We start from the raw sequence: 25,896 nt of genomic DNA, 5'->3' as shown, positions 1-25,896 counted from the left end.
TAAAAATCCGGAATATAAATTAAAATATTCGCAATAATAAAAATGCATAAGAATTGAAAGGAGAAAAATTACATGTCAAATTTAAATCAAATGGAATTACAGAACTTAAGACATCTAATCGGCGCACACGAAACTACGGCTAATAAATTAGACGCTATGGCACAGCAATGCCAAGATCCGCAGATTAGTCAAATGCTGAAATCAGATGCTAATGCTGCAAGACAAAGCAAACAAAAGTTAATGACATTTTTACAATAAGGAGGTAATTTATATGAATGAAAAAGACATTATGAATGATTGTTTAGCAATGATTAAGGGAAGCTTGACAGGATATGCGGCAATCATTTCTGAAACTGATAACCCTCAGTTACGCCAAACACTCCAGGAAATGAGAGATATGGATGAAAAACGTCTGTATGAACTTTATCAGACCGCTAAACAAAAAGGATATTATCAGCCGGCTCAAATAGCTTCACAAAATGACATAATGATGATCAAAAATCAATTATCACAAGGATAACGCCCCAAAAAAATTGCCTCTATTTAATAATTATGAGGCAATTTTTTATACTATTAATATATATAAAAGCAACATTTTTGCACTATATAAATCCTAAATCATAATGTCTATGGAAGACCCGTTTCCTGCGGCAGCATTTGCAATAGGTGTTTCAGACGTACCTGCATCTGTGCAGGCCTTATAATAGTCGGAGTTTCTTATCTCTTTCTCTTCACAAACGGCAACTCTTACAACATTTAAGCGCTCAGATAACTTTCTGTTGTATACTTTCGACCTGTATTTCTTGCTTAAGCACTGCTCTTCTTTTCTTTTTTCTGCATACTTTTCCTGCTTAATACGCTCCTGCATCCTTTTTTCGCTGTTCAACCTGATTATTTTTTCATCGGCCTTTTTAATGACATTTCTTATTCTTGCAACAGCAGCTTTTACTTGTGATTCATCTCCTCCGCTTTTATTGATTTTGTATATTTCCCTTCTGAGATTATTTTTTAACATAATAATAGCACCTCTGGATTCTACCGATGCGAGCTTGGAGAGATATCGTGCAGAGGAAAAATTTCCGGAAGCAAGCTTATTATAATCTATGCCATTGCTGTAAGAATAGCCTAAGCCTGAAAATTTGGTAATCATTTTTTCTCCTGATTATTTCTGATTATATTCATTATATATATCGGTATAATTTGAAAAAATTTTATAACTAAATTAAGATGTCGCCTAAGCTCTATAAATTGCGGATACCACGATTCAAATTTTCCCTGTAATATAATTTGAAAGAAGCTCTGTTTTTGGATTGAAAAATATTTCTGCAGTAGAACCTTCTTCTATAACTTCTCCCTGATAAAAAAAAGCCGTATAATCTGAAATTCTACTTGCCTGCTGCATATTATGAGTTACAATAATAATTGTGCATTGCTTCTTAAGCTCCATCAGAAGTTCTTCAATTGCATATGTAGATATAGGGTCTAATGCGGAGCATGGCTCATCCAACAATAGAATTTGCGGCTCTAACATCAATGCTCTGGCAATACAAAGACGCTGTTGCTGCCCTCCTGATAATGATAAAGCCGTTTTATGAAGCCTGCCTTTTACCTCATCATATAGAGCAGCTAATTTAAGTTTTTCCTCTACCTTATTATCTAATAATTCCCTGCTAATTTTATAATGCTCAGTTACAGGTAAAATCATATTTTTGTAAATGCTCGCAGGCAATGGATTTGCACTTTGAAAAATCATTCCTATTTGCTTACGTAAATTTTGAACATATTCTTTGCCGTTTTGAAGATATATATCTTCACCCTCCAGAAAAATATTGCCTTCTATATGAAAGGAATCGACTAAATCATTCATGCGATTTATTGAACGAAGAAGGGTCGTTTTTCCACAACCTGACGGCCCTATAAAAGATGTGATTGTATTTTTTTTAATATTTAAATTAACACTTTTTACTGCTTTGTTTTCACCGTAATAACAGGAAACATCATTTACGTTTAGAAGTGTCTCACTTTTCATTGCTTTCACCTCCAAAATATCCGATTAAGCTTGCTAAAATGTTTAAAATAATAATTATTATAATTAAAATAATTGAAGCGCCAAAAGCAACCTCAATAGAATTTCCTTCGCCTGCCGGTGAGGCAAAATATATGAAGCTTGTTAATGTACTGCCTGTGTTTTGCAATGTTGACATCCAATTTTCCGGAGAGTACCATGGTTGTATGCCGGTCATTCTCAATGTACCTCCTAATGTAAGCCACACTATAGATGTATCTCCGATTATTCTGCCCATACCTAATATTGTACCTGTAACAAGTCCGTCACGGGCAGAACCTAAAGCAATTTTTGATATAGTATGCCATTTCCCTGCGCCAAGTGCAAAGGATGCGTCTAAATATGATATCGGAACTGACTTAAGTGCTTCCTCCATTGATTTAATAACAAAAGGAAGAATCATTATTGCCATTGTAATTCCACTGACTAAAAAAGAACGACCGTAAGCACGGTTTGTCCCTTCGACACCTTCAATCATAACACTTAAAAATGATAATTGAGGTTGAGTAAAAATCACCAGTGCAAAAAGTGCAATTACAACCGTAGGGACCCCTGATAAAATATCTACTGCAATTTTTACTAAGCTTCTAAATAGTCCTTTTTTAGAATAAAACACGAGATAAATTGCAGTAGCTAATGCAAAGGGAAAGGCCACAGCTATCCCTAAAATTGTAAGTAAAGTTGTACCTATAATTGGTGTTAATATACCTCCTGATTCCATATCAAAGGCTGAAGCATTCGGCTCAGAAGTCAGAAATTCCCAGGATATAGCATCTATACCATAATAAAAAATTACAGACAGTATGAATAAAATAGCGAATATAACCATTGCCATAGATATTATAAAATAAGCTTTACCAATATTACTGCCTGCTTTGTGATTTATTTTTTTATACATCTAAACCGGACCCCTTTCTGATCTTTTTTTCAATATATTTTGCCAAAAGACTCAATATCGTTCCCAACAAAAGCAAGGTCGCTCCACAGGAAAATAAAGCGGCCTCAACAGCATAAGAACCCATTGCTTCTGATTTGTTAATGATAGCAGAAGCTAATGGCAATGTAGGTGCTAAAAAGTTTATAAATCCTAATTTAGCAGTCGGTATAATACCTAATCCACCGCAAACCATTGATACAGCAATTGCCTCGCCTATACCACGTCCTGCTCCTAAAATTATACCTGCTATAATACCTGAACGTGAATATGGAAGCATTATTTTATAAATTACTCTGAATTTTGTCATACCAAAAGAATATCCTGTCTCCTTAAGCGAGTGGGGAACAGAATTTATTGCATCAACACTTAAAGATATTATAGTAGGTGCAATCATAAAAGTAAGTACAATTATAGCTGAAAGCATGTTAAGTCCTGTCATCTGAAAACGGTCTATAAATTCTATCTGCATATCTACAGTAATAAACAACTTCTCTATAAGCGGAACCACCGTGATTAATCCAATAAGACCAAATATTACGGAGGGAATAGATGCAAGTAAGCGGACTACAGATGTAAGAATTACAGAAACTTTAGGACCGGAATATTCACTAATTGTAACTGCTGCTCCTATTCCTATTATTGCAGCAAAAATTAACGCAAAAAAAGTAGTCAATACGGTTCCTGCAATAAGTCCAAGCATACCAAAGTTAAGCATAGGTTCTGCCGCAGAAGAATAAAACGCTTCATTGATCTGAACATCAAAACCGCCTTTTGTAAAATATTCTGTACCACTATTCATAAATACCGGCATTGCTTTATAAAATATAAAAATAAATATAAACACTATCATAGCAATACTAACAGCAGCTAAAATACTGATTATAAATTTCGGCAAATCAAAAACTTTGTCTTTCATTTTTTCTCCTATTATTACTTAAAAACTGTGCTGCATATGCAGCACAGCTCCTAAGTATTTTATGTAACTATGTTAAGAAATCATTTTATGGCAATGTACCCTTCTTTTTCAACTATTTCTTTTTGACAAGCTGCACTTCTTAAGTAGTCAACAAACATAGCGGCAGCACCTGATGGAGTACCTTTTGTTACTACATATAAACCTCTGCCTAATGGATAAGTTCCATCTAAAACTGTTTTATCATTAGCAGTAATGCCATCTAATGGAATAGCTTTTACTGTAGAATCTACATATCCGATAGAATCGAATCCTATAGCATTTTTATTCTTTGCAACACCTTGTTTAATTAAAGCTGATGATGCATGTGGTGTAGCTGTTGTAACAACAGATTCTTTTTCTAATAACATTTCTTCTAAAGTAGCTCTCGTGCCTGAACCGGATTCACGGGTTTGAACAAAGATCGGAGCATCCTCTCCTCCCACATCTTTCCAATTCTTGATTTCACCCAAGAAGATTTTTTTAGCTTGTTCTACTGTAAGAGATTTTACTGTATTGTCAGGATGAACAATTATTGCAATTCCATCTTTTGCAACTTCAAATACTTTAACAGTTGCTTTCTCATCATCAGTTATTTCACGAGAAGACATACCTATATTAGAAGTTCCTGCTATAGCATCTTTAATACCTGCGCCCGAACCGCCGCCTGCTACCGAAACTGCTAAACCGGTATTCATTGCATTTACTTTATCTGCAGCTGCTTGACCGATTGGTAATACAGTTGTAGAACCGGTAACTTTTACTGTACCGTTCATTTTAGTAAAATAATTTACAGATGCAACATGTTTTGCAGCATCATAATTAACTTCAGCACCAATTGCTTCTGAAATAGCTCTGATTGGTACTACCGTACGGCTGTCAACAATTTTTGCCGGAACATCTAAAACCTTTGTTGCTCCATTAACAGTAAAGTTTTTTGAACCAATCGTAAATACTACTTCGTAAGCTGCAGTATTAATTGTTACTTTTTTTGTTGCTTCATTCCATTTTACGTCAGCGCCTAATGTTTCAGAAATAACTCTGACCGGAACTAAAGTTCTGCCTTCTTCTACTACCGGTGCTACATCAGAAGCTACTGCATTACCATCAATATTCAAACTAATTGTAGCTGCTGAAGCACTAAATACCATACTTAAAACAAGTGTTGTCAATAAAATAAATGATGTGATTTTTTTTAACATTTGTTTATACTCCCCTTAATTGTATTTTTAATTAAACAAAATATTGATTATTATCTAAATTTATAGCATTTAATTAACCAATACATTATTTAATTAAATAATAAATAATGATAGTAAAAATAAAATTAGTTTTATGTAAAATAATTGTAATACATTGCATAAATTACAAAAAATGTTTCATGCTTCCAGATTTGATCCAAAATCTTTAGTTCTATTTCATAAATTTTAATAACAAAATACATAGAAAAATCTGATAATATAATGTAAAATCAATTATCAGATTTTTTACATGAAGATTGTTGCCCGAATTGTAATGTATTTTATTTTTTCATCGACCTTTTTTATGATAAATATATTTAATACGTTAGTTCTGTTTGGTAGCGAAGAAGTCTTGTTTCTAATGTTCCGGTATGAAGTTCGAAAAGATGATTGTCATAATCATAAAAATATATTGAATTACCTTCTCCTGTGACCCTTTTCCTCCCGGTTTTCATCTCTAAACCAAGGCTTTCTATTCTCTTAAGGTACTTTTCATAATCTGACTCATCTATTTTAAATGCTATATGATTATAGCTTTTTTCCGTTTCCTCCCCTTCCATAACTGCAATCCAAAGGTCATTTATCAAGAAAAACTTTTCTTTAGATATGGAAAATTCTTTGCCGTCACTTGAATAAATTTCTTTAGCTTCAAAGATTTCTTTTAAAAATTTTGCTGCTTTATCTAAATCCTTGACAATAAAAGTAATATGACTAATTCCATATATCAACCTTTTCACTCCCCTTAAAACATAAATAGTGATTCAATATCTTTTGGATTACGTAGACGCTGATGCTTTAAAATCGGAACATTGTATTTTTCGCCAAGTGAGCGTACAAGATCCTTATAACAGCCTTTCATTTTATCATGGAAAGCAATTATTTCGATACCACCCTTAATGGCTTCCGCAGCATTTGCTGCAAAATCAAGGCCTTGCTCTCCCTCATATTCTCCGGATACGAGCCACTGATTTGCAATGATATGGGATATACCGAATGCTTCTCCGTCCCATTCAGCAAAAACTGCATCTGCAAAATTAGGATCAAAATGAACACCGCCGACACAGAGAACGTTATGTATATTTTTCCCGTCACCGTTGAAAACTTCTGTCAACGCATTTGCCAGTGCAGTACAGGCAGTGCAGTCGGTCCAGCTTTCTTCTACGCTTCCAACCTCAATATCTACCATTGGTACAGGATATTGTAAAATAAGCTGCGGTGAGCTTCCTGTTACGGCAGTTCCAGACCAATGAGTTGCTTCTGTTACTGTCTTGTACTCGTCAAGTTTAAGCTCTATGCGGTTTCTCTCCAATGCAAGCAATAGATTTCTCATATACTCGGGATTGATGGGACCGTAAACTCCCGAATTGACATCACCTATAGAATGAACCGTCAGCACCTTCGGAGGTGCACTTCCACCCTCATGCCATGTTACCATTCCCGCCATATCACAATCATCAAAATACTTGTTCATCTCCGGCAGATATTTGGTATAATCCCAGCAAACCGGAACTTCGGTAGGAACAAAATAATATATGTTTTCCCGAGCATCCTTGTGCATCATAACTTTTCGTCCGTCAAATGTAATATCGGCGGGAGCAAACATGCCTTTTTCGCTTAATATTTCCCATACCATACTTGATACCAGTCCTTGACGTTTTTCTTCGTTGCAGATATAATAAACTGCTTTTTTACCAGAAATCATAATATTTTCTCCAATTCATATAAATTTGTACTTCCCGCAGAGTCCTATAACATTCTGATTTGTTGCTAATTATATATTTTATTAAATGACTTATAAGGTTTTTGTCATATACAGCATGCCCGGAGCATATCCGAGTTTTTGATTTAAGGCAATCATACTATTATTGTTATAATGTACTGTTGTTTCTATGGTCTTTATGCCTTCAAATCTACACCATTCTTCTAACAAGTTTTTCAGATTTGTTGCTATCCCTTGTCCTCTGTAGTCTTCTTCTGTATACAAAGATAAAATCATAACACTGTCTTGAACTTTTTCTTGTTTATATGCCCATATAAATCCCTGTATATTATTTTCATCATCTTCTGCAATCGCAAGAAATAAGTCTTTATTTCGAGTGTTTTTAATCCTTCGCACGGTCTCATCAATATCTGTATTTGAAGCTTTATAATTATTTATCCATAATTTTGGTGTGAGATTATGCCATTTTGCAATCTTCGTTAGAAGTAAATCTAATTTATTATCGTCATTAATGCCGTTAATTTCAATTTTTCTATAATTCATATTCAACTTCTCCTGTCCGCACGGTTTCTTGTTTATATAACTGCTCAAACAGGATTATTCCTGCACGGTTTTTTTTAATATGTTTAGGTATTATATAGCTAATCTTTACCTACGTCAATTCTATATGGGTAAAAACCGCAATATTTTACCCATATGATATAAAATTTGCCTGAAATTTGTCCCAAGCAATTATTTAATGCAATAATCAAGTGTTAATGGAATACAAACAGATTTATTGGTTATAGTTCCCAATAAGTATTTTTTATTTTGTGTAACATTATAGCATGGTTATTCGTTATTATTAGTAACGGAGCTCCAAGAAAGAAGGTGGTATTATATGAATAAAGGTGATTTGAAATCCATTGAAGATATTTGTGAACAGACATGGAAACCCTTATATCGTTATATTTATTATAAGGTTCAGAATAGAGAAGAAGCTGAAGATATAACGCAGGAAACATATGTTAAGTCATTATCCTATCCTAAATTCAATAAGATTGAATTCAAAGAATATATAGCTTTTTTCAAAATTGTAGCCATGAATATAATTAAGGATCGCTGGCGTCAAAATAAAATCAGAGGGACAAATATAAATATAGATTCAATAGCTCAAAATGAAGCTTCGGTTGATGATATATCAGATATTACAGCTCAACAATTATTTATTACAAAAGCAAGGGGCAATGAATAAAGCAATACAATATACTACAAGATATACTGAAATAGACTTTGGAGAATCTATACCGGAGGATCTTATTACAATTGATTTGAATGAAGGATTTATAGAAGTGGAACTTGTTACAGATAAAAATACAGATATCGTTGAAGATAAAAATATTGTCGGGTACGACCCGGAAATTATAGCGGAAGTGAATATGGAAATTGAAAAGGCAGAACAGATAGCTGCTGATTCAGGCAGTTCTCCATGGAAGCTTGACCCGGTTTATGTAGCACAAATATATGTAAGTTTGCAGCTTTCCCCGGAGGGCATAGCCGGAGATTATCCAATAAATTATGATGAATTAGTAATAGTTGAAAAAGATGAAACAAATGTAATGATTAATGTTAACAGTGAAAAAACAGATATCAAAACTGTTTATCTGTCAAGATTAATCAGACAGGATGATACAGGAATCTGGACAGTAACAGGATATGATGAATAAAACCCCACCCACCATGAAATCGGAAATTTCTGGTGGGTTCCGGGAACCTTAATCTAAAATAAAACGGTTATAGGCAATCTTCCTTCCTGTAGCTGTTTTAAAATTTTCCTCTATGCATTTTTTTTTCTGTTGTTCCTTTTGTTTATCCATGACTGTTAAATTTTCGAGCAAATCTGCTTCCCACTGTATCTGAAAATCAAGACCGTCAATTTTAGAAGGAGTGTGATGATTGCCTATTATAAAACATATTCGATCAATATTTTTATCATAACCTACCTTTTTCAATATCTCCCGTGCTACATCCGGTCCCTCTTTTTCCTGATAAACACCATCAATTGAACCATACTTTTTTTGTGCCTCAACAGCGCCAATATCATGAAGTATGGCAACAATACTGATTAATTCTTTTTCTTCTTCCTCAATATTCTCATCTTTCATTATATCTCTTGCATTTTGCAAAACCTTGAGGGTATGCTCTATTCCAAAGGGAATTTCTTTGAAAACTGCTTTCATCTCTATAATAATTTTTTCTATAAACATAAATTCTCCAAATGCACTTTAATTTTTACACCTTATTCAATAGCAAACTCTTCCGTTGACTGCAAGCCGTTCCAAACATACCCATCAGAACGATAATATAATCTGTTTACAGAACCGTCTGTCTTTGTATAGTCTATAACAAAAACCTGTCCTTCTTCTATCAGCATAGGGTATTCGTCATAAGGAAGCACATCACCTGTTTTCTCATTATCCTTAAAATCTTCATATGCATTTTCCAGCCGCCAGAATTCCCGATATGCATAATCCTTAAATCCTGTTAAATCTTGTTTGCCAAAATAGGATGCCTCATAATTTTTTTGGTTAACTGTAAGTATATCTGTTCGAGAAGACTCAATATCTTTAGCTAACCAAGATAAATCTTCGGAATATATGTTATCACCGTAACGTTCCTTTAATTGACTTGCCATGTTAGGAACAGAACCGGTCATATAATCCATAGCATCAAAACCCGTATGAGCACCACCATAAATCCCCATAATGTTCTCACCCTTCAGCTTGTCAAACTCGCGGATAAAATTCTCCACCATCTTGTTTTCGCGATATACATCATCTGAGTGCTTGTAAAAATACCGGCCTTGCTTGATAGCTTCCTGCGTCAATAAATATTGCTCGGTGTTTTCTAATTTATTTTCTTTAAGATAATTTAAAGCTCTCTGTCCTGTAGTATCGTATTGGTGACCTACATCTGTACCGTGGAAAATCGTTTCGGGGTACTGGCTTTTTATTTTCTTATAAAATTCCTTAACATACGGGTTATGTGCCGCTGTACCTTCCCAATCCTTATATATTTCCTCAAGTATATCATCACCGTCAGATTGCATCCACAAATTTAAAAGCTCTGCGGTATAATAGGGATATTCGACAAATAAATGCCGCATATTATCCTTATGGTAGTATTCACCCCACAACTCTAATTCTTTTTCCAATATTTTTTCAATACCGTGATGCTCTCCATACAGGTAAATCTGACCTGATGATTTATCCGAAGGTGTGACTGTATCAACCGGTAGGTTACTATCCGGACAAGCAGTCAATAATAGTAGCATGATTAACGCTATGGAAAACACAAATTTTTTTACATTCCTCATATATTCCTCCTATAAATATTTTGTTTCTAAAGAAGAGATAGTTAATTTAAACATTCTTATACTACTGTTGTTTTTTTTACAGTTGTCATTATTTAATTGTCACTTGCCCATTGTCAATTGAATTAATGTTTTTCTTTTCCATCCGTGAGTTTTATATACCCATAGCCCATAAAGGCATACTATCAAATTGCTAACACTCATTGAAAACCAAATGCCGGACGGACCAAAATCAGAAAAGTTTTTAAATATTAATATCATCGGAAGTCTGACTGCCCACAATCTCCCTACCTCCATGGCCATGGAATATTTGGTATTTCCTGAGCCTTGGAATATTCCCTGAAAGACGCTGAACATCCCCATCAATGGCATTGAAAATGCAACATATTTCATATATGTCATACTTTGAATAATCACTTCCGGCTCATCTTTAGATTGAATAAAAAAATCTACTATTGGTTTATTAAAAATAAATATTAACGCTCCGCCAATAACCCCAATATATAAGGCAATCCTTGAGGCTTTTATAAAACTTTCTGTCGCTCTATCAAGCTGGTTAGCCCCCAGATTTTGACCCACAACTGCTGTCAGAGCTGCTCCAACTCCCATAGCAGGCTGCATTACCAGACTAGTTATTCTGTTTACCATGCCAAAAGCAGCCATTGTAGCAGTCCCATATGATACAATAAAGCCATTTAGAAACATAAAGCCAATGGATGCACCTATTTGCCCGATAGATGCCGGCAGTCCGACTCTCACAATTTCCTTAAGTATATTTTTATCAAATTTAAATCCCTTAAAATCAGGTTTTAAATCATTATCTTCTTTAAATATGAATCTAACCCCAAATAATGCCAATACAATCCTTGATAATACCGTAGCCCAGGCTGCACCCGCTATACCCATATTTAATGTAAATATAAACACCGGATCTAATACAACATTTATTAGAGCAGATATAGCGCTTAATATTGTTGGAGTTACAGTATTTCCCTGTGCATTCATTATTGAATTTATATTAAAATAAAAAAACATAAATGGTAGATCCAAAAATGATATTCTCAAATAAGTATTTGCTAAATTAGCAAAATTACCTTCTCCACCCATAAGCTTAATTATATATGGACTTATAATAACACCCACTATCATAAATGCAATTGATAATAAAAATGAAGATATCATCAATTGAGTGGTGTATTTCTTAGCTTCTTTAAACTTTGCTGCCCCCAATAACTGAGAAAGAAGTGAGGTTCCGGCCACTGACAGTCCAATTCCCAAAGCAACAAAAAGAAAGTTTATTGGCCAAACAAAAGAGATAGCAGCAAAATGAACTGAAGAAATCTTACTAACCCAGATTCCATCTACCAAATTATATAATGTTTGTATTATACTATTTATCATAATAGGAATAGATAAGGTTAACAATACCTTGTAGACATCCCCCTTTTGTATTAATTCTGATTTATCCTGCTTCACAATCAAATCACCTTTCTTATTAATTAAGAATCTAAGAATATTATATCAAATAGATTGAAGATGTACAGCATGAAAAGAATAATATCACCTTTTAATTTCTGTTTGTCATTTTATTAAATTTCTATCAAATTTCTATTTAATCGGATTAGTAAACCATAACTATATATGACAACTAAATGAACTGCACAATAATGTTTTTTGAAAAACTATTAAATAAGTATTGACTATAATGGTAAATAGCGGTAGAATTTTAAAAATCTTTGGAGGCGGATAAATATGGAAGACTGCGTACGTATTGTTCAAGAACATTATGACAGTGATGTGAAAAGCTTTTTTTATTGACCAAAAAAGTATTATTCCGTTTATGGATAAGTTTCATCTTGAAAAGAAGCATCTTTTCGGTCAGGAAGGCATTCTTGCTCCATACGAAATGAATTTACTTAATCAACCTCAGAAAGCAATAGATAAATGGGTAACAATTGCGGAACAATTATGTGAAAGAGACGAATTGCTAAGTTATTCCGAGCATGCCATGTATATAGGGCAGAAGATTTAACAAGAAAGAAATAATATAAAAAAACAACTATAGGGGGATTACATGAAATTAATTATTATCTTTGGACCGCATGCAGTAGGTAAGATGACAGTAGGTCAGGAGCTTTCAAAAATTACTAATCTGAAATTATTTCATAACCATATGACCATAGACATAGTAAATGATTTGTTTGAAAATTTGCCTGAAGAAAAAAGCAGATTAATTAATTTATTCAGAAAAGAAATATTTGAAGCATTTTCTAACAGTGAAGAATATGGAATGATTTTTACATATATGTGGGCATTTGACAGACAAGAAGATTGGAATTATATTAATTATGTTGAAGAGCTATTTGCTTCTAAAGGTGCTGAAGTATATTTTGTTGAGTTAGAGGCAGATTATGAATTGCGTATAGAAAGAAATAAAACTGAAAATCGTCTGCTTAATAAACCTACAAAAAGGAACTTGGAAAAATCAGAAGCTATATTCAGAAACTTAGAATCAAAATACCGCCTGAATTCATATGAGGGTGAAATAGAAAAAATAAATTATATTAAAATAAATAATACAGATTTTTCACCGGAAGAAGCTGCATTGATTATTAAGAATAAGTTTTTATAGAAAATATAATCACATTGCAACATTATGTTTCCCAACAATAATTCCCTCAAAATAATCTTTGAGGGAATTAAACACATATTGGACTTTCATCCGGATCTTCGACCCATAATACCAATCTATGAGCTCTATTTTGATTCTAACTGAAACCAAAAAATACTGCCTTTGCCTTCTTCCGATTCAACCCCATATTCGCCATCGTGCATATCAATAATTTTTTTCACGATAGAAAGTCCAAGTCCTGTACCTATCTTAGGTCTTTCGTGTATTTTGTCAACCTTGTAATAACGTTCCCATATATAAGGTAAATCACTTTGACTAATACCCTCTCCGTGGTCAATCACTTCTATTCTCACCATACTGCCTTTAATGCTTTGACACACAGTCACTGTCTTATCATCACCGCTGTATGTAATTGCGTTGAGTAAAAGGTTATAAAATGCTTGAGTAATCTTTACCTCGTCAGCTAATAAATAGACATCTTCGTTATGCTCAAACTTCAGGAGATAACCATCACTTTTAACAAGTTCTTTCATTCGGTTGATAGTTTTTCGCAAACTTTCAGTCAGGTTATAATTCACCTTATTTAGTTTTGCTATACCTGCCTCGAAACTTGAGATATCAAGCATATCATTCACAAGAGAAGTCAAGCGATTTGCTTCATCCATAATAACCTGACTATGCTCTGATGTGACTTCATAAGGAAAATCATGCATCATCTCGGCATAACTGTATATGAAGGATAGTGGCGTTCGTAAATCATGCGAAATATTTGCCATTAACTCGCGGCGTAGTCGCTCTACCTTGGATAGTTCTAAAGCTGCGGTATTTAGGGTATCGGACAATTCTTTTATTTCCAGGAAGCCTTTGCCACGGAACTCAGTTTCATAATTACCTGTTGCCAGAACCTTTGCACTTCGATTAATCTGCTCAATAGGATTTGATATATACTTTGATATGATAATTGCAAGTAACGTTGCAAGAAGTATCATTATCCCTGTTATAATATAAAGCTGCATTTGTATAGTAGATACTGTGGCATCAACCGGAGTTACCATGGCATGAAAAGTAAGAAAGATTTTATTTCCATCCTTTAAAACAAATTCTTGATCCTTGGTGATAGTTTCAGGTTGTCTATGTTCAGGTCTATCCGGAACGGTTCGAACAGGTGGGGCAAAATCCTTTGTAGGTCTCACAATTATCTCTTTGTTTAATTCAAGTTCATATAAAATATTTTCAAGATTTGAGCTATTGATGTTTTTCTCCACCAAAGTAATAGCTTTTTCTATCTCAATTTTGCGTATAAACTTATACATGTCACTTAAGAACACCGTCTGAAATAACCATAAGATAACTAATAACAAAGCACAAAATCCTATGAGAAAGGCAAAAACTTTCCATTGTAATTTAAGCTTATCCATCGAATCGATACCCCAATCCTCGTAAAGTTTTAATAAAATGTGCATAGAAACCGAGAGATTTCCTGAGCAGTTTTATATGCGTATCCAATGTCCTGTCATCGCCATAATAGTCATAACCCCATACCTCAAGCATTATCTTTTCCCTTGGTACTGCAATATTTTTATTCCGTATCATAAAAAATAAAAGGTCATATTCTTTTGGTGACATGTCTATCTGAACTCCATCAATAAACACCTTGTATGCTGTCATATCTGCCTTGAATCCATCCTTTTCAAATATGATATGTCCATTATCATCTGACTTTGCAGAGCTACTTTTCTCTACCCTGCGTAAAATGGCTCCTACTCTAAGCATGATTTCCTTGGAGGAAAATGGTTTAACAACATAATCGTCCACCCCAACTTCAAATCCCAACACCTTATCATACTCTTCTCCTCGTGCGGAAAGCATGATTACCGGCATGTCAGAGGTTTCACGTATTTTTTTTACAGCAGAAAAACCGTCAAGCCCGGGCATCATAATATCCATAATGATTATGTCAAATGTATTATTGCGGCAAAGCTCCACAGCTTCCATGCCATCTCCTGCTTCCGCAACCTCATGACCCTCAAATATGGCATACCGCTTTATTACGGCGCGAAGCCCTGCTTCATCATCGCATATTAAAATTTTAGCCATTATATAATAATTCCTTTCTCAAAATTTTGCGAAGGTCTTCATTAAAATATGATGACCACGTCCTAAAAGGCAGAACACTCACTGTTTGAAAGATTAATCGCTTAAATTTGTTTTCTGTATGTGTTCTATTGTATCATAAAATCAATATAATATAAATAATATGGACTTTAACTGAAATATTAAAGTGCCACAAGACATCAAATGTCTTGCAGCTTTTTAGATCTAATAGCTCTTTTTGAATCTTACAACAAATATTAAAGCAGCTATTAGCATAAGTACCAATACACCGATTAGAATAATATTATTGGTCCCTTTTTTTTGGTTTGCGGGATCACCCAAATATGACTGATTCGGAGTATTTCTATTTTGCCTCCACTGTTCCATTCCTCCAGTATTATCGGTAGAATTTCTATTGCCACTGTTATTGTCACCTTTTCCACTCATCATACTGCCAAGGTCTGATAATTTTAAATCCCCTGCTGATATAAGCTGATCAACATTTGTATTTTGCTCTGACGCAGTAGAGGGAATAATGCCTTCAAGCTGTCCCTGCACACTTTGAGCACGAAGATTGCCAAGTGTAATAAAGGTTGAAACAGCGGTCTTGTACTCCTCATAGGTACAAAATGCAGTAGCGTCGTTTTTTACATAATCAGAAATCATGGCATCAAGCGTATTCATTTTTTCTTCAAACTTTCCGTTTACAAAGTAATTATCAATTAACTGCTGTAAATAACTGTGATATTTTTCTAAATATTCTGTATTTGCAAACAGCTTTTCAATCAACGGTCTGCTTGACATTTCAACTCCGCTTAACGGTGTATCAATTGGAAAATTTATCACAGATGATGCGCTTCCGCTTTGAAAACCACCCCATGCAAGGTTGTAGTCCCACGGCAGAATGGTAAGCCTACCGTTACGCTCATATATATAGTAGTTTTGTGCCATGCCGGAACTATAGCTGTCAAGATTTACAACGATAGTGTGCGCCGCTAAATATCGCAGAATCTGGTCTATATCAAAATATGTTTCCAATTCTTTGCCCTCCGAAAGTGCTTTAAGAGCCTGCACAACACGCTGAAAGTCGCTGTCCGTTCCTTTTCCTACTACATTATTAAAGATAGCACTGTAACTTTCGGTGTTATCATCTGTATATTCAAGACTGCCACCTGAGCTGCCGCGCCCACCTCTAACTCCGGAATTTCTATCTATGCTGTTATTTTCAATATCCATTTGCACCGGAGGAGCAGAATTGTCTGTAATAGACGGCGGACTGACGTTGAAATCAGGATTCGCATCCGGCGACGAAAATGGTTGTCTTTGGGGTCTGCTGTTTTGTCCATCCGGCATGGCCGGCACGTTTATATCTTGGTGTTCCAGTTGATTTCCACCCATATCCATACTTTTCACATTATAAAGCATCCCTGAAGTATCTCCAAAGGCACGCTGTTCAAAGCTATCGTTATATAGCTCCACAGCAAGGTACAGTCCCCAGCTTTCACCGTTTACTTTGATGTCCGCATAGCCAAAATATGGTGCATCTACACCAATTTCCTTCATTAGCTCATAGGAAACATACTCCTTCATGTAAGTGTTATCTCCAAGCATATTATTGACCACAAAACTCTCAAGACCAAAGCATGTTTGGTCTTTGATATACTCGTCAAATTGAAGTCGAAAACTATATCTGTCGCTATCGGAGCTTGCCACTTGTGTTAAGCTTGAGTTGCCCTTCGGACGAACACCCACATTTTGAAATTTAGTCCCATTTACAATCACATCTGCCATGATATATTGCTCACTTGCAGCACTATTGAGCATATTTTGCCAATCAGCTTCATCTGCAATAATCTCAATAGAGATAATATCCATTCCAAAAATCTTTGTTGCATATTCTGCTTCGGTTTTCAAATTACCGTTTATGCGTTGTGTATTTCCTATCACTACTGAAGCAATGCTTATTACCAAGGCAAAAACCACAGCAAACGCAACAATTATATTTATTTTTTTACTTTGTATCATGCTTTCACCTCGATTTTTACATATTTAAGCTGTATATTCTCCGTTATAGCTTACAAGGCAAGCATTGTTCACGCCATTTATAGTAAGTAATTCATTAAGAAGCCTTGCCGACATATCTAAAAGTCGCACTTCAACTGTAAGTTCAATGCCGTTTTTTGTAACTGTCTTCGCCTTTATTAAGCTTTTCTTTGCCTTTAGCTTTATCATGTCCATGCAGTCGCTTTCTGCTTTATCATTTTCAAGATTAAGCACCACAATATATGGTGTGTCGCTGCTTTTCTTGTTTACAAACACAAGAAGTATGATGCCAATGAAGATTGACCCTATGATACCAAGGGGAATCAATCCTGCACCGATAACAATACCTGCTGAAATTGCCCAAAACAAAAATGCAATGTCTAAAGGTTCTTTTACGGCTGTTCTAAAACGAACAATAGATAAGGCACCTACCATACCAAGTGATAAAATAATGTTTGATGTAACCGCAAGAATGATGAGAGTTGTAATCAGTGTCATTGCCATAATAGAAACTCCAAAGGATGCCGAATACATAACTCCTGTAAAAGTTTGTTTGTAAACAAAGAATATGAAAAGCCCGATTGCAAAGGATAAAAGCATTGCAATTCCCACATCCAAAATTGAAAACTCCGCTGCTTTTTCTAAAAAACTTGATTTAAAAATATCATTGAATGTCATTATAATTTACCTCCGATTTAAATAATTCTTGTTGCTGCATATTTTGAAAATGCAGTGCTTCTTCTACTTGAAAGTGATGCCATGCCGCGAATTATCTCCGGCAGAAAGTTGTCATATTTCACTTCAAGAATATAAACGCCACATATTGGCACAGGAACAATCTCCGGTTTTAAAAAATCATGGATATTGTTGCTTGTTCGAATGTCATAATCCAGCGTAACACGTACATTTCCCATTGGATATATAAAAGCCTCCCGCTGATAGTCTACAATATTTTTAGCTCGTAGCTGCTGGTAATGCATTTTGGTATACAGTTCCATGCACAGAGAACTTCCATTTTCCTTTAGTGTAACAAAATCACCATCAAGCAATCGCCTGCATTCTTCTGCTGTTATGATGGTACTCTCCTTAAAACAAACACCATTTTTTTTGCTCTTTTTTTCGAGGCGGATAAAAGATATGTCATCGTTATAAAGACGCAAACGGAACTTTTCCCTTTCGTTTACACCGTCAATCTTCTCTTTTAACACTTTATCGTTATAGTTGTCGAAGTAGAGACTCTTTACATTGTATCCATTTCTTTGTGCTGCATATTCATCAAGATTAGCCACATATGGTAACTTTGCTCTAAGTTGTAATACATCAACATAGTTTATATAATACTTCAGTTCATGTCTTCCTTGGGATTCTCTCATTTTTTCACTCCTCTTCTTTGGAATGATTTAATTCTAACCCCTTAAACTGAAGTGCAATTGTTCGTTATCTGAACTTTAGCTGAATTTTTATAGAAAAGAAAAATTCCCTTAAATCAATGATTTAAGGGAATAAAACGCAATTAATTCTACTTTAGCAGCATTATAGATTATCTGAATATACCGATAAGCCATGTTTAATACAATAAACATATAGCTTGCCGCCGATAGTTATTGGAATTCTGCAACTTGGACTTTGTTCCGGATACAATCGATTCAAAAATACTCTGTCACTTTTAACACAGGCAACAAAGGATATATAATGCTCCTTGGTCATGGGATGATCAAATGTAACAAAGTAATCGGTGTCCATTTCTTCTGCTGTTATTTCAGGTGCATAGGACGTATCCCCCGGCAAGATATATTCTAATTTTCTTCCGCAGCAAAAGATAGATGCACTTCCTGTGCTGACAAGAATATTTCCGCAGGAAGGGCATACATAAAAACGCACTTTGTCAATGTTGCCGCTGTCCGGCTTGTTTGGTGTAATTTCACCTTCCATCATCTGTTTCATGTCAACGCCCAAAATAGCGGATAATTCCGGCCATAGAGACAAGTCGGGACACCCTGAACCGCATTCCCATTTTGAAACAGTTTTATTTTGAATACCCAACGCATCTGCAATGTTTTTTTGTGTAAGGTTTTTTTCTTTCCGCAGTTTGGCAATCAATCTGCCTACTTTCACACAATCCATGTCTCCACCTCCATTCTGCTTATTATATCATATCTGAGCCGAGTGCAGCGCAAGCTCGCTTGCATTGCCGAGGCGATGGTATGATATATGTATTATAACATACTTACAGAAATCTTGCGATAATTTGTACCAATCTTGCCGGAAGCTGCTTCAAATCAGTTATATCCAATGTATTTTCAGCTCCGTAAAGTTCACGGATATCCTCTTTATCCTGCCCGATAGCTGCAGCAAGGAACTGGATTCCTTTGCGCCTGTATTCCTGTAATGTATCTTTCATATCACGAGCTGCTTTTTCGCCTGTGTAATCGGGCATAGCCTTAGGCTGCCCGTCACTGATACTGATTATTAATTTAGTTTTTTGCGGTGCATTAATCAATCTATCGCTAATAATGCGTAATGCCATACCATCCCGGTTATTACTGCGAGCCTGAATATTCATAAGAGCATATTTTTCGTTCGCATCTTTACTTTCAAAGTCTACATATGCATAAATGGACATTTGTTCCAGCTTGGAGCGGTCTGCCGTATCCCCGTAAACCATTATCGGAATACCACACCCGGTGCAAAATTCATATAAAGCTACGGCTGCCTGTTTTGCTGCATCTAAGCGGCCGAAGGCTGACATAGATGCTGATTCGTCAATCCTGAGAGCAACTGCAAGAGAAGGCTCTTCCGCAGGCGGGCGCTTACGGGCAAATACGCGGAAATCCATAGAAGCTGTTTGATCAGCACAAAATTTTGTGCCATAAAGCTGAGATTTAGCGAATTCAGAGGAAACCTCATGCTCTAAAAGTGGATTTGTTTTGCGGATTAATTCCCGAATTACCGGCAGCAAGTCAGCAGCCATGCTGTTATATTCTTCCCTGTCTTGAGCGGTAGCTTCCGGACGGTGTACAATAAGCTTAATTACTTCATGGCAGCTGCCTTGAACACTTTTTCGAGCTTCTTTATTTAATTGCTTGCGAAACTCTATTTTTTGTTCGTTTGTAACGGGTTTATCAAGCTCATGATAAAACGGGGTGCCGTTTTCTCCATTGTCATTGCCTGAAACATCAGTATTTTTATCACTGCTCGTATCCGAATGCCCCTCACTGTCTGCTGATTTTCTCAGGCGGATTGCATTCTTTTCAGCTTTATCTGTTTCTGCAGAGTATTCTCCATTTTCGGAAATTTGGAGCTCCATTACTTCCGGATTCTCTCCTTCTGATTGAGAATGGCATATACTGTCTAATTCTTCAAGCTTATCTGTCAAACCATGACTTACCATTGCCTGCTCTAAAATAGCAAGCTCCTGTGGGTCAGTGGTAATCTTGTAGAGTACCTTATGATACAAAGTGCTTTGTACTGATGCACCACTTGCAACGGCATCAACCCAAAAAATATAGGATCGCATACCGGCAACACCCTTAATTGCATTAGCCCGTGCCGTTTCATCCAACAGGATAATCGTATCGGCTAAAAGAGAAAGAACATTTTTAGATTTATATCCGGTCTTGGCTTGGGCTCGTTCCATCATTACTTCCTTGGACGGTAAGTCTAATTTTTCAGCATGCTGAACTCTGTCACGCAAAGCTTCATTTAAAGGACGGTATCCGTTGTAGCCGCGGTTTGTTGTAATAACAGTAATAAAATCAGGATGCCTGTGTACGATGCGAGTCGGTAAGTTTAAGCTCCCATCTGATTCTAATGCGGAATTTAGTGCCATTAAAACAGCAGCATCACGAATCACCGTCGGTTCCTGAATCTCCAATAGCCATCCATTTTCATAAGCACGGACAATTTCTGACGGATAATACCGATATTCAACCGTATCCGATTCATCTTTTTCAGACAATACCGGAAGAATTGAACCTAACACATCAGATTTATCCATATCCGCAAAGCAAGTCACTTTTGTGTAAGGCATGTTAAAATCAGCAGAGAGAGCTTTGGCAATTTGTGTTTTTCCCGAACCTGCATCTCCCTCCAGTAAAATTGTACTGATTTTCATTTCACCGCTATTCCAATTTCTTACTACTTCATGATATATACGTTTTTCTGCTTCACTCTCAATATGTGAAGGTGGTTTTTGCCAGACAAGGGACTGCTCCAATTCTGTTAGCTGCCTGTCAGGTGACAGAATACAATTCTGTTTCATATTAATAATGCTCCAATTCTTTTAAAATGCGGTTAAGTGTCCGTTGGCGCTCTCCGATTAATTCCCCTAAATCGTTCAAACTTTGTGCAAATACTTTGATGTCCTCATTGATATTTTGATTATCTACACAAACTTCTACCGGTAATACCCCGCCTTGTACTCCAATTCGTTCCACTGTTGGTTTTTCAGGATCATATAAAAACGGAAACCGGTAGGCCTCCTTGAAGTAAAGTAATGTTCTGGACAAGAAGATTATCAAGTCAAATACCTGATGAATAGGCAGCTCCTCTGCCAAAATTAATTCACCGTCTTTGTCAAGTTTCCAAATCTGCGCGGCAATCTGCATTTTTTTATTTTCTTCCAACATAGGTGCACCTAATGTTAAGCGTCGGATATCAGATTGATAAGCATTTCTTCCGTCTATACGGTCATAACCATTTGATACCATAACAATTTTCTCATTCATCGCCATATCCTCCTTGCATTTGGATCAGAAGCAAGACACTGTTCTCTTAAACTTTCTAATTTCTCTGTATGATCTTCGTTTGGATCATCATACTTTAACACTTTTATAACTGATAGCTCAAAGCTTTCCGAACCATATTTATTCCAAAGTTCTTGTAATTGCTTATTGGGATGCATATTGGCTGCCAATTTTACAGTAGTACCGTTAAAGTCCGCTTTTGTATCTTTAGAAATGCCTAAGAATACATCGCCGGTATCTTTACAGCAGTAAGAAATTACGCCCATTTCCGGGTGCCTGTTTTTATAGATTTCCAAAAGTTCTTTTTTTCTTTTTATATCCATTATTTTCACCTCGACATTATTATATACTCAATTACTCAAAAAAATAATCCACGCTCCGTAGACTAAGTAAAACCATATATTCTTACAGCACCATTGCACCAAAAAAGACATATTCAGGCGGCTTTGCTACTTTACAATGTGATACCTTCTTTGACTTTAATTCTGTGAAAACAGAAGACGTAGGGTGTCTCTCTCAGTTTTTTATAAAAGAAGATTATCGCAATACTGGTATTGGTACAAAAATGTTCGACATGTCTATGGATTGGTTAAAATCATTTAAAGAAATAAATGATTTATTTATCTTTGTATCAAATGGAAATGATAATGCACTAAACTTTTATCAAGGTAAAGGTTTCAGGGTAAGTCATCAAATCCTTGATGGATTTATAACTGTATTGAGAAATACATAATCAACCGTATATGGCTTCTGAATTGAACGTAGTAAACGCGCCAATTTCTAAATTAGCATCAGATTTTTATTGATTATAGCATATTTGATTAAAGGGCACTTCAATATCAAGTGCCCCCATCATCTATCTTCTATTTTCAAGATATAATCCATAAAATACAGTCCAATTTCCAACAGATAGTATTCCGCTATTTATTTGTGGCTTTTGTTGATAAATTATATCATGAGGAATAGGAGCAGCAGTCTGTGGCATTAAGCTGAATACACTCTCAAATGAAAATGGAATTACAAGACGAAAAGCTGCTACTGCCCATAATGCATAGGAAATAACCTTTGGAGATTTTTGAAGCACCAGTCTGATGAGTATAACAAAAATAATTACATAAATAGCCGTAAGACTCATGTTCAAAATAGTAAGAAATAGTTCACTCATTTCATCCCTCCTTGTGATCATCAATCAGCTTTTTCAATTCTTCCGCTTGATGATTACTTAATTTTTTACCACCAATAAAAGCTGTCAAAAATTTAGGCAATGACCCTCCAAAAGTATCTTCAACGAAACGTATACTTTGATTTGCGTAATACTCTTCCTTTGTGTTTATAGATGTAACAACTGTATTTTCATTTCGAAAAATGCCTTTTTCACATAATTTTTTAAGTACTGTATATGTTGTGGATTTTTTCCAATTCATTTCTTTTTCACATAGCTTCACGAGATCACCAGAACCTATCGGCTCATTCTGCCAAATGATATCTGCAAACTTTTCTTCACTTTCAGTGAGTTTATATTCTTTCATGATAAACCTCCTTGGTCTATACAATATAGACCTTATGCTATTAGTCTATTCCTTATAGACTAAAATGTCAATACTAAATTTCATCATATAATATCATTTAAATTTAAACCAGAATATTACACCATCTTCTTTATTTTCTACGCCATAAGAAAACTTGTGCAATTCTAAAATTGTACGCACAATCGAAAGCCCAATACCCGATCCCTTTGTGTTGCTCCGGTCCGCATTGCCTTTTTTATAAGGGAGCCATATGTCATTGATAATGTCTTCGGGTATGTGACTGCCGTTGTTATATATTTCAAATATATTGTCTTGTATTGATATCCTGATTACTCCACCGTCATCCATGTTATCAAGAGCGTTGACAAAAAAATTATCAATGACTCTCTCTATGAGAGCTTTGTCTGCCTTTATAACTGCCTCTCCGTCAATATAAGTCTTTATATGTTTTTCATCACATATATTATTATACCGGTTAATTATCTTTTCGCTTATATCATTTAAAGACACATCTTCAATATTGATTTCAAAGGAGTCCGATGACAGCTTTGACATTTCCAGCATTTTTTTTATAATTTCATCCATGCGATGTACGTTGGACAATATGTGCCCGGTATAATGCGCTCTTTTTTCGGTATGAACATTGTCCTGTAAGTTCTGTGCATATCCCGAAATAATGCTCAGCGGAGTTTTCAGGTCATGAGCAAGGGCGTCCGTCATTTCCTTACGCTTTGTATCAAGCTCTTCCTGCTTCAGATAAATTTTGTGTGTTTGTCTTGACAGAATATATGCGGCAAAAATAAACATTATCAGGCATGATGCCGAAACATATGCCATGGTTGAATTAACGCGGTCCCACAAATTTACATCCATTCCGACGGCAGTCCGAAAGGCACTGTAAAGCACTTGATCTTGCGTCTGTGTTGTAATACGGTATGGGACTACCCTGTAGTAGCGATATGTCAGCATATGAACTCTTTCAGCCGTATAGGCTATACCTGTTATCCGTTTAACATAGCTTTTCAGTCTTGTTTCATCCATAACCATTTGACGAATTTCGTATTGATTTTCAACATTCAAAAATTTATTATAATCATCCCTTACAATACCATGCTCAATGTATGGGAGTCCCCTTGTATCTTCATATCCCGAGCTGTAAACATTGCCATAGGATATTGTTCCTTTGCTTACAATTACATTTCCCTCCGCATCAAACTTGTCGGCATAGCTGGCATCTACATGTATTTTATCAGGGATAATCATTTCCCCGTCTATCCATCCATATATATGTAATGAATACCCGTTGATATCCCCTGCTTTTTTTGCTTCAGGCTCCGCAATCATATAATCTATCAGTTCTTTTACTTCTTCATCACTGAACCATTCTCTGAGATTTAACAGACCATATTCGCCATATGACTCATTTTCCTTTCTATTTCTTGTATAAGAGCATCTTAAATAGTCGTTTGTATTATAAATAAGTTCAAAATCATCTGTAAATATAGCTGCTTCGGCACCGGAAAGCATATCTGTAAGAGGCATTCTTATAAATTCTCTTCTCACATCTGCTATGTCGATTATATTATTGTTACTGTCCAATTTGCCATTTAACGCTTCGTCCACCCTGTTGCTGATTTGCAATGAATAAGCCGCAAATTCCTTTCCGGCAGCTTCCTTTTCCAGAGAAACGAGAAATACACAAAAGCCAATCATCAAAAATACATATGTAATTAGAAATGCACCAAATATACGAATATATATTGAACGCTTTGCTTTATTCCTTTTCATTATTCCCCTCCAGCTTATAGCCCTTTTTAAATATGGTCTTAATCTGAGACGAAGCATCTCCCAATGCCTTGCGCAGTTTTTTTATGTGATTATCCACAACTCTGTCGTTTCCGTCAAAATCGTATCCCCAGATTTGGATAATGAGACGGTCTCTGCTTACAACCTTACCTTTATTATCCATAAGTATCTTTAAAATCGCAAATTCTATGGGAGCAAGTATTGCTTCCTCATCATTTACATAGACAGTGCAGCGATATGGATCTAATTTTATACAGCCTGAATGCATTATTTCTTTTCGTACCATTCCTTTTGATCGCTTCAGCAGTGCCGTCACTTTGGCATACAGCTCCGCAAGTGAAAATGGTTTAGAGACATAATCGTCACAACCAAGCTGGTATCCATGAAGCCTGTCGTTCTCGCTATGTCTTGCGGTAATGAATATAATAGGTACGTCACTTGTTTTTCTTAACTCCCTGCAAATTGTAAATCCGTCAACTCCCGGTAACATAACATCCAAAAGAATTAAGTCATATTCATTGTACATACAATTTATCTGACCCTCGTTTCCTGTTTCAGCAGTATGTATTTCAAATAAACCGTCACTTTTTTCTGTAAAGTAATCTGAAATTATTTCCTTTATTTCCGGATCATCCTCGACTAAAAGAAGTTTAAATACCATATTTTCACCTCCAAGTACATAATATCATATAAATATATCTTTTTTGTATCCAAATAGGAGTTTTTACAAATAAAAAACGCCAGGATCATATTATCTTGGCGTTTGGTGCATCTTTTGCT

General features: G+C 35.5%; 31 protein-coding genes. 7 read left to right on the top strand and 24 right to left on the bottom strand.

Annotated elements, in window-relative coordinates; translation table 11 throughout:
• Positions 1–72: 72 nt before the first annotated feature.
• Together RT412_RS08920 and RT412_RS08915 are read left to right on the top strand one after the other, a co-directional pair.
• Positions 73–258 (top strand): hypothetical protein, encoded by a 186-nt coding sequence (locus tag RT412_RS08920; protein ID WP_313340161.1) that lies wholly within the window; start codon positions 73–75, stop codon positions 256–258.
• A gap of 13 nt (positions 259–271) precedes the next feature.
• On the top strand, positions 272–520 hold the full coding sequence (locus tag RT412_RS08915) for a spore coat protein (RefSeq protein ID WP_313340160.1): 249 nt from the start codon (positions 272–274) through the stop codon (positions 518–520).
• Positions 521–613: 93 nt separating this feature from the next.
• Here the strand turns inward: RT412_RS08915 and RT412_RS08910 are convergent, their stop codons facing one another.
• The 8 genes from RT412_RS08910 to RT412_RS08875 form a co-directional block, all read right to left on the bottom strand.
• On the bottom strand, positions 614–1,150 hold the full coding sequence (locus tag RT412_RS08910) for a hypothetical protein (RefSeq protein ID WP_313340159.1): 537 nt from the start codon (positions 1,148–1,150) through the stop codon (positions 614–616).
• A gap of 114 nt (positions 1,151–1,264) precedes the next feature.
• Positions 1,265–2,029, bottom strand: coding sequence for a phosphate ABC transporter ATP-binding protein PstB (gene pstB / locus RT412_RS08905; protein WP_313340158.1), 765 nt, complete (start codon positions 2,027–2,029; stop codon positions 1,265–1,267).
• Positions 2,019–2,963 (bottom strand): phosphate ABC transporter permease PstA, encoded by a 945-nt coding sequence (gene pstA / locus RT412_RS08900; protein WP_313340156.1) that lies wholly within the window; start codon positions 2,961–2,963, stop codon positions 2,019–2,021. Before pstA ends, pstB begins: the two co-directional genes overlap by 11 nt.
• On the bottom strand, positions 2,956–3,918 hold the full coding sequence (gene pstC / locus RT412_RS08895; protein WP_313340155.1) for a phosphate ABC transporter permease subunit PstC: 963 nt from the start codon (positions 3,916–3,918) through the stop codon (positions 2,956–2,958). Before pstC ends, pstA begins: the two co-directional genes overlap by 8 nt.
• 80 nt (positions 3,919–3,998) lie before the next feature.
• Positions 3,999–5,156: a phosphate ABC transporter substrate-binding protein PstS family protein gene (locus tag RT412_RS08890; RefSeq protein ID WP_313340153.1), complete on the bottom strand. Its 1,158-nt coding sequence runs from the start codon at positions 5,154–5,156 to the stop codon at positions 3,999–4,001.
• A 356-nt stretch (positions 5,157–5,512) separates the two neighbouring features.
• Entirely contained in the window at positions 5,513–5,923 is a 411-nt protein-coding gene (fosX, locus tag RT412_RS08885; protein ID WP_313340420.1) for a FosX/FosE/FosI family fosfomycin resistance hydrolase, read from the bottom strand.
• Positions 5,924–5,937: 14 nt separating this feature from the next.
• Positions 5,938–6,897 (bottom strand): D-aminoacyl-tRNA deacylase, encoded by a 960-nt coding sequence (locus RT412_RS08880; RefSeq protein WP_313340151.1) that lies wholly within the window; start codon positions 6,895–6,897, stop codon positions 5,938–5,940.
• A gap of 90 nt (positions 6,898–6,987) precedes the next feature.
• Complete coding sequence (locus RT412_RS08875) at positions 6,988–7,458, bottom strand: GNAT family N-acetyltransferase (protein ID WP_313340149.1); 471 nt, start codon at positions 7,456–7,458, stop codon at positions 6,988–6,990.
• 337 nt (positions 7,459–7,795) lie between these two features.
• Here RT412_RS08875 and RT412_RS08870 point away from each other — a divergent pair, with 337 nt between their 5' ends.
• Positions 7,796–8,149 (top strand): sigma factor, encoded by a 354-nt coding sequence (locus tag RT412_RS08870; protein ID WP_313340147.1) that lies wholly within the window; start codon positions 7,796–7,798, stop codon positions 8,147–8,149.
• Positions 8,142–8,621, top strand: coding sequence for a hypothetical protein (locus tag RT412_RS08865; RefSeq protein WP_313340146.1), 480 nt, complete (start codon positions 8,142–8,144; stop codon positions 8,619–8,621). Before RT412_RS08870 ends, RT412_RS08865 begins: the two co-directional genes overlap by 8 nt.
• Before the next feature lie 48 nt (positions 8,622–8,669).
• Here the strand turns inward: RT412_RS08865 and RT412_RS08860 are convergent, their stop codons facing one another.
• The 3 genes from RT412_RS08860 to RT412_RS08850 all read right to left on the bottom strand — a co-directional run bounded on the left by RT412_RS08860 (position 8,670) and on the right by RT412_RS08850 (position 11,743).
• The gene (locus tag RT412_RS08860) at positions 8,670–9,161 is read right to left on the bottom strand and encodes an HD domain-containing protein (protein ID WP_313340145.1); all 492 of its coding nucleotides are present in this window, start codon (positions 9,159–9,161) and stop codon (positions 8,670–8,672) included.
• A 32-nt stretch (positions 9,162–9,193) separates the two neighbouring features.
• Complete coding sequence (locus RT412_RS08855) at positions 9,194–10,270, bottom strand: hypothetical protein (protein ID WP_313340143.1); 1,077 nt, start codon at positions 10,268–10,270, stop codon at positions 9,194–9,196.
• 99 nt (positions 10,271–10,369) lie between these two features.
• On the bottom strand, positions 10,370–11,743 hold the full coding sequence (locus tag RT412_RS08850) for an MATE family efflux transporter (RefSeq protein ID WP_313340142.1): 1,374 nt from the start codon (positions 11,741–11,743) through the stop codon (positions 10,370–10,372).
• A gap of 364 nt (positions 11,744–12,107) precedes the next feature.
• On the opposite strand from RT412_RS08850, the gene RT412_RS08845 reads away from it, so the two are divergent.
• Positions 12,108–12,299, top strand: coding sequence for a hypothetical protein (locus tag RT412_RS08845; protein ID WP_313340140.1), 192 nt, complete (start codon positions 12,108–12,110; stop codon positions 12,297–12,299).
• A gap of 42 nt (positions 12,300–12,341) precedes the next feature.
• Positions 12,342–12,899, top strand: coding sequence for an AAA family ATPase (locus RT412_RS08840; RefSeq protein ID WP_313340138.1), 558 nt, complete (start codon positions 12,342–12,344; stop codon positions 12,897–12,899).
• Positions 12,900–13,024: 125 nt separating this feature from the next.
• On the opposite strand, the gene RT412_RS08835 is transcribed toward RT412_RS08840, so the two are convergent.
• The 9 genes from RT412_RS08835 to RT412_RS08795 all read right to left on the bottom strand — a co-directional run bounded on the left by RT412_RS08835 (position 13,025) and on the right by RT412_RS08795 (position 22,104).
• Positions 13,025–14,317: a HAMP domain-containing sensor histidine kinase gene (locus RT412_RS08835; RefSeq protein ID WP_313340137.1), complete on the bottom strand. Its 1,293-nt coding sequence runs from the start codon at positions 14,315–14,317 to the stop codon at positions 13,025–13,027.
• Positions 14,310–14,996, bottom strand: coding sequence for a response regulator transcription factor (locus tag RT412_RS08830; protein WP_313340136.1), 687 nt, complete (start codon positions 14,994–14,996; stop codon positions 14,310–14,312). Before RT412_RS08830 ends, RT412_RS08835 begins: the two co-directional genes overlap by 8 nt.
• A 222-nt stretch (positions 14,997–15,218) precedes the next feature.
• Positions 15,219–17,018, bottom strand: coding sequence for a CotH kinase family protein (locus RT412_RS08825; RefSeq protein WP_313340135.1), 1,800 nt, complete (start codon positions 17,016–17,018; stop codon positions 15,219–15,221).
• Positions 17,019–17,042: 24 nt separating this feature from the next.
• Positions 17,043–17,714 (bottom strand): DUF4956 domain-containing protein, encoded by a 672-nt coding sequence (locus tag RT412_RS08820; RefSeq protein ID WP_313340134.1) that lies wholly within the window; start codon positions 17,712–17,714, stop codon positions 17,043–17,045.
• A gap of 17 nt (positions 17,715–17,731) precedes the next feature.
• Positions 17,732–18,409 carry a polyphosphate polymerase domain-containing protein gene (locus RT412_RS08815; protein WP_313340132.1) on the bottom strand — a complete coding sequence of 226 codons (678 nt, stop codon included), beginning with the start codon at positions 18,407–18,409 and terminating at the stop codon, positions 17,732–17,734.
• 160 nt (positions 18,410–18,569) lie between these two features.
• A complete protein-coding gene (locus RT412_RS08810) occupies positions 18,570–19,160 on the bottom strand; it encodes a helix-turn-helix domain-containing protein (protein ID WP_313340130.1) in 591 nt (196 codons plus the stop codon).
• A gap of 103 nt (positions 19,161–19,263) precedes the next feature.
• The gene (locus RT412_RS08805; protein WP_313340128.1) at positions 19,264–21,297 is read right to left on the bottom strand and encodes an AAA family ATPase; all 2,034 of its coding nucleotides are present in this window, start codon (positions 21,295–21,297) and stop codon (positions 19,264–19,266) included.
• Between the two features lies 1 nt (position 21,298).
• Complete coding sequence (locus tag RT412_RS08800) at positions 21,299–21,763, bottom strand: DUF6530 family protein (RefSeq protein ID WP_313340126.1); 465 nt, start codon at positions 21,761–21,763, stop codon at positions 21,299–21,301.
• On the bottom strand, positions 21,760–22,104 hold the full coding sequence (locus RT412_RS08795; protein WP_313340124.1) for a GIY-YIG nuclease family protein: 345 nt from the start codon (positions 22,102–22,104) through the stop codon (positions 21,760–21,762). The genes RT412_RS08800 and RT412_RS08795 overlap by 4 nt, the downstream gene beginning before the upstream one ends.
• Before the next feature lie 164 nt (positions 22,105–22,268).
• On the opposite strand from RT412_RS08795, the gene RT412_RS08790 reads away from it, so the two are divergent.
• On the top strand, positions 22,269–22,514 hold the full coding sequence (locus RT412_RS08790; RefSeq protein WP_313340122.1) for a GNAT family N-acetyltransferase: 246 nt from the start codon (positions 22,269–22,271) through the stop codon (positions 22,512–22,514).
• Positions 22,515–22,637: 123 nt separating this feature from the next.
• Here RT412_RS08790 and RT412_RS08785 read toward each other — a convergent pair whose 3' ends face one another.
• The 4 genes from RT412_RS08785 to RT412_RS08770 all read right to left on the bottom strand — a co-directional run bounded on the left by RT412_RS08785 (position 22,638) and on the right by RT412_RS08770 (position 25,777).
• Positions 22,638–22,946 carry a M56 family metallopeptidase gene (locus tag RT412_RS08785; RefSeq protein ID WP_313340121.1) on the bottom strand — a complete coding sequence of 103 codons (309 nt, stop codon included), beginning with the start codon at positions 22,944–22,946 and terminating at the stop codon, positions 22,638–22,640.
• 1 nt (position 22,947) lies between these two features.
• Complete coding sequence (locus RT412_RS08780; protein WP_313340119.1) at positions 22,948–23,310, bottom strand: BlaI/MecI/CopY family transcriptional regulator; 363 nt, start codon at positions 23,308–23,310, stop codon at positions 22,948–22,950.
• Positions 23,311–23,403: 93 nt separating this feature from the next.
• Entirely contained in the window at positions 23,404–25,098 is a 1,695-nt protein-coding gene (locus tag RT412_RS08775; protein WP_313340117.1) for a HAMP domain-containing sensor histidine kinase, read from the bottom strand.
• Positions 25,085–25,777 carry a response regulator transcription factor gene (locus tag RT412_RS08770; RefSeq protein WP_313340115.1) on the bottom strand — a complete coding sequence of 231 codons (693 nt, stop codon included), beginning with the start codon at positions 25,775–25,777 and terminating at the stop codon, positions 25,085–25,087. Before RT412_RS08770 ends, RT412_RS08775 begins: the two co-directional genes overlap by 14 nt.
• Positions 25,778–25,896 lie beyond the last annotated feature (119 nt).

This window comes from Sedimentibacter sp. (assembly GCF_032080165.1).
Taxonomy (GTDB): Bacteria; Bacillota; Clostridia; order Tissierellales; family Sedimentibacteraceae; genus Sedimentibacter.
The sequence above is the reverse complement of the archived record's forward strand: the minus strand, read 5'-3'. Positions and strand labels throughout refer to the sequence as shown.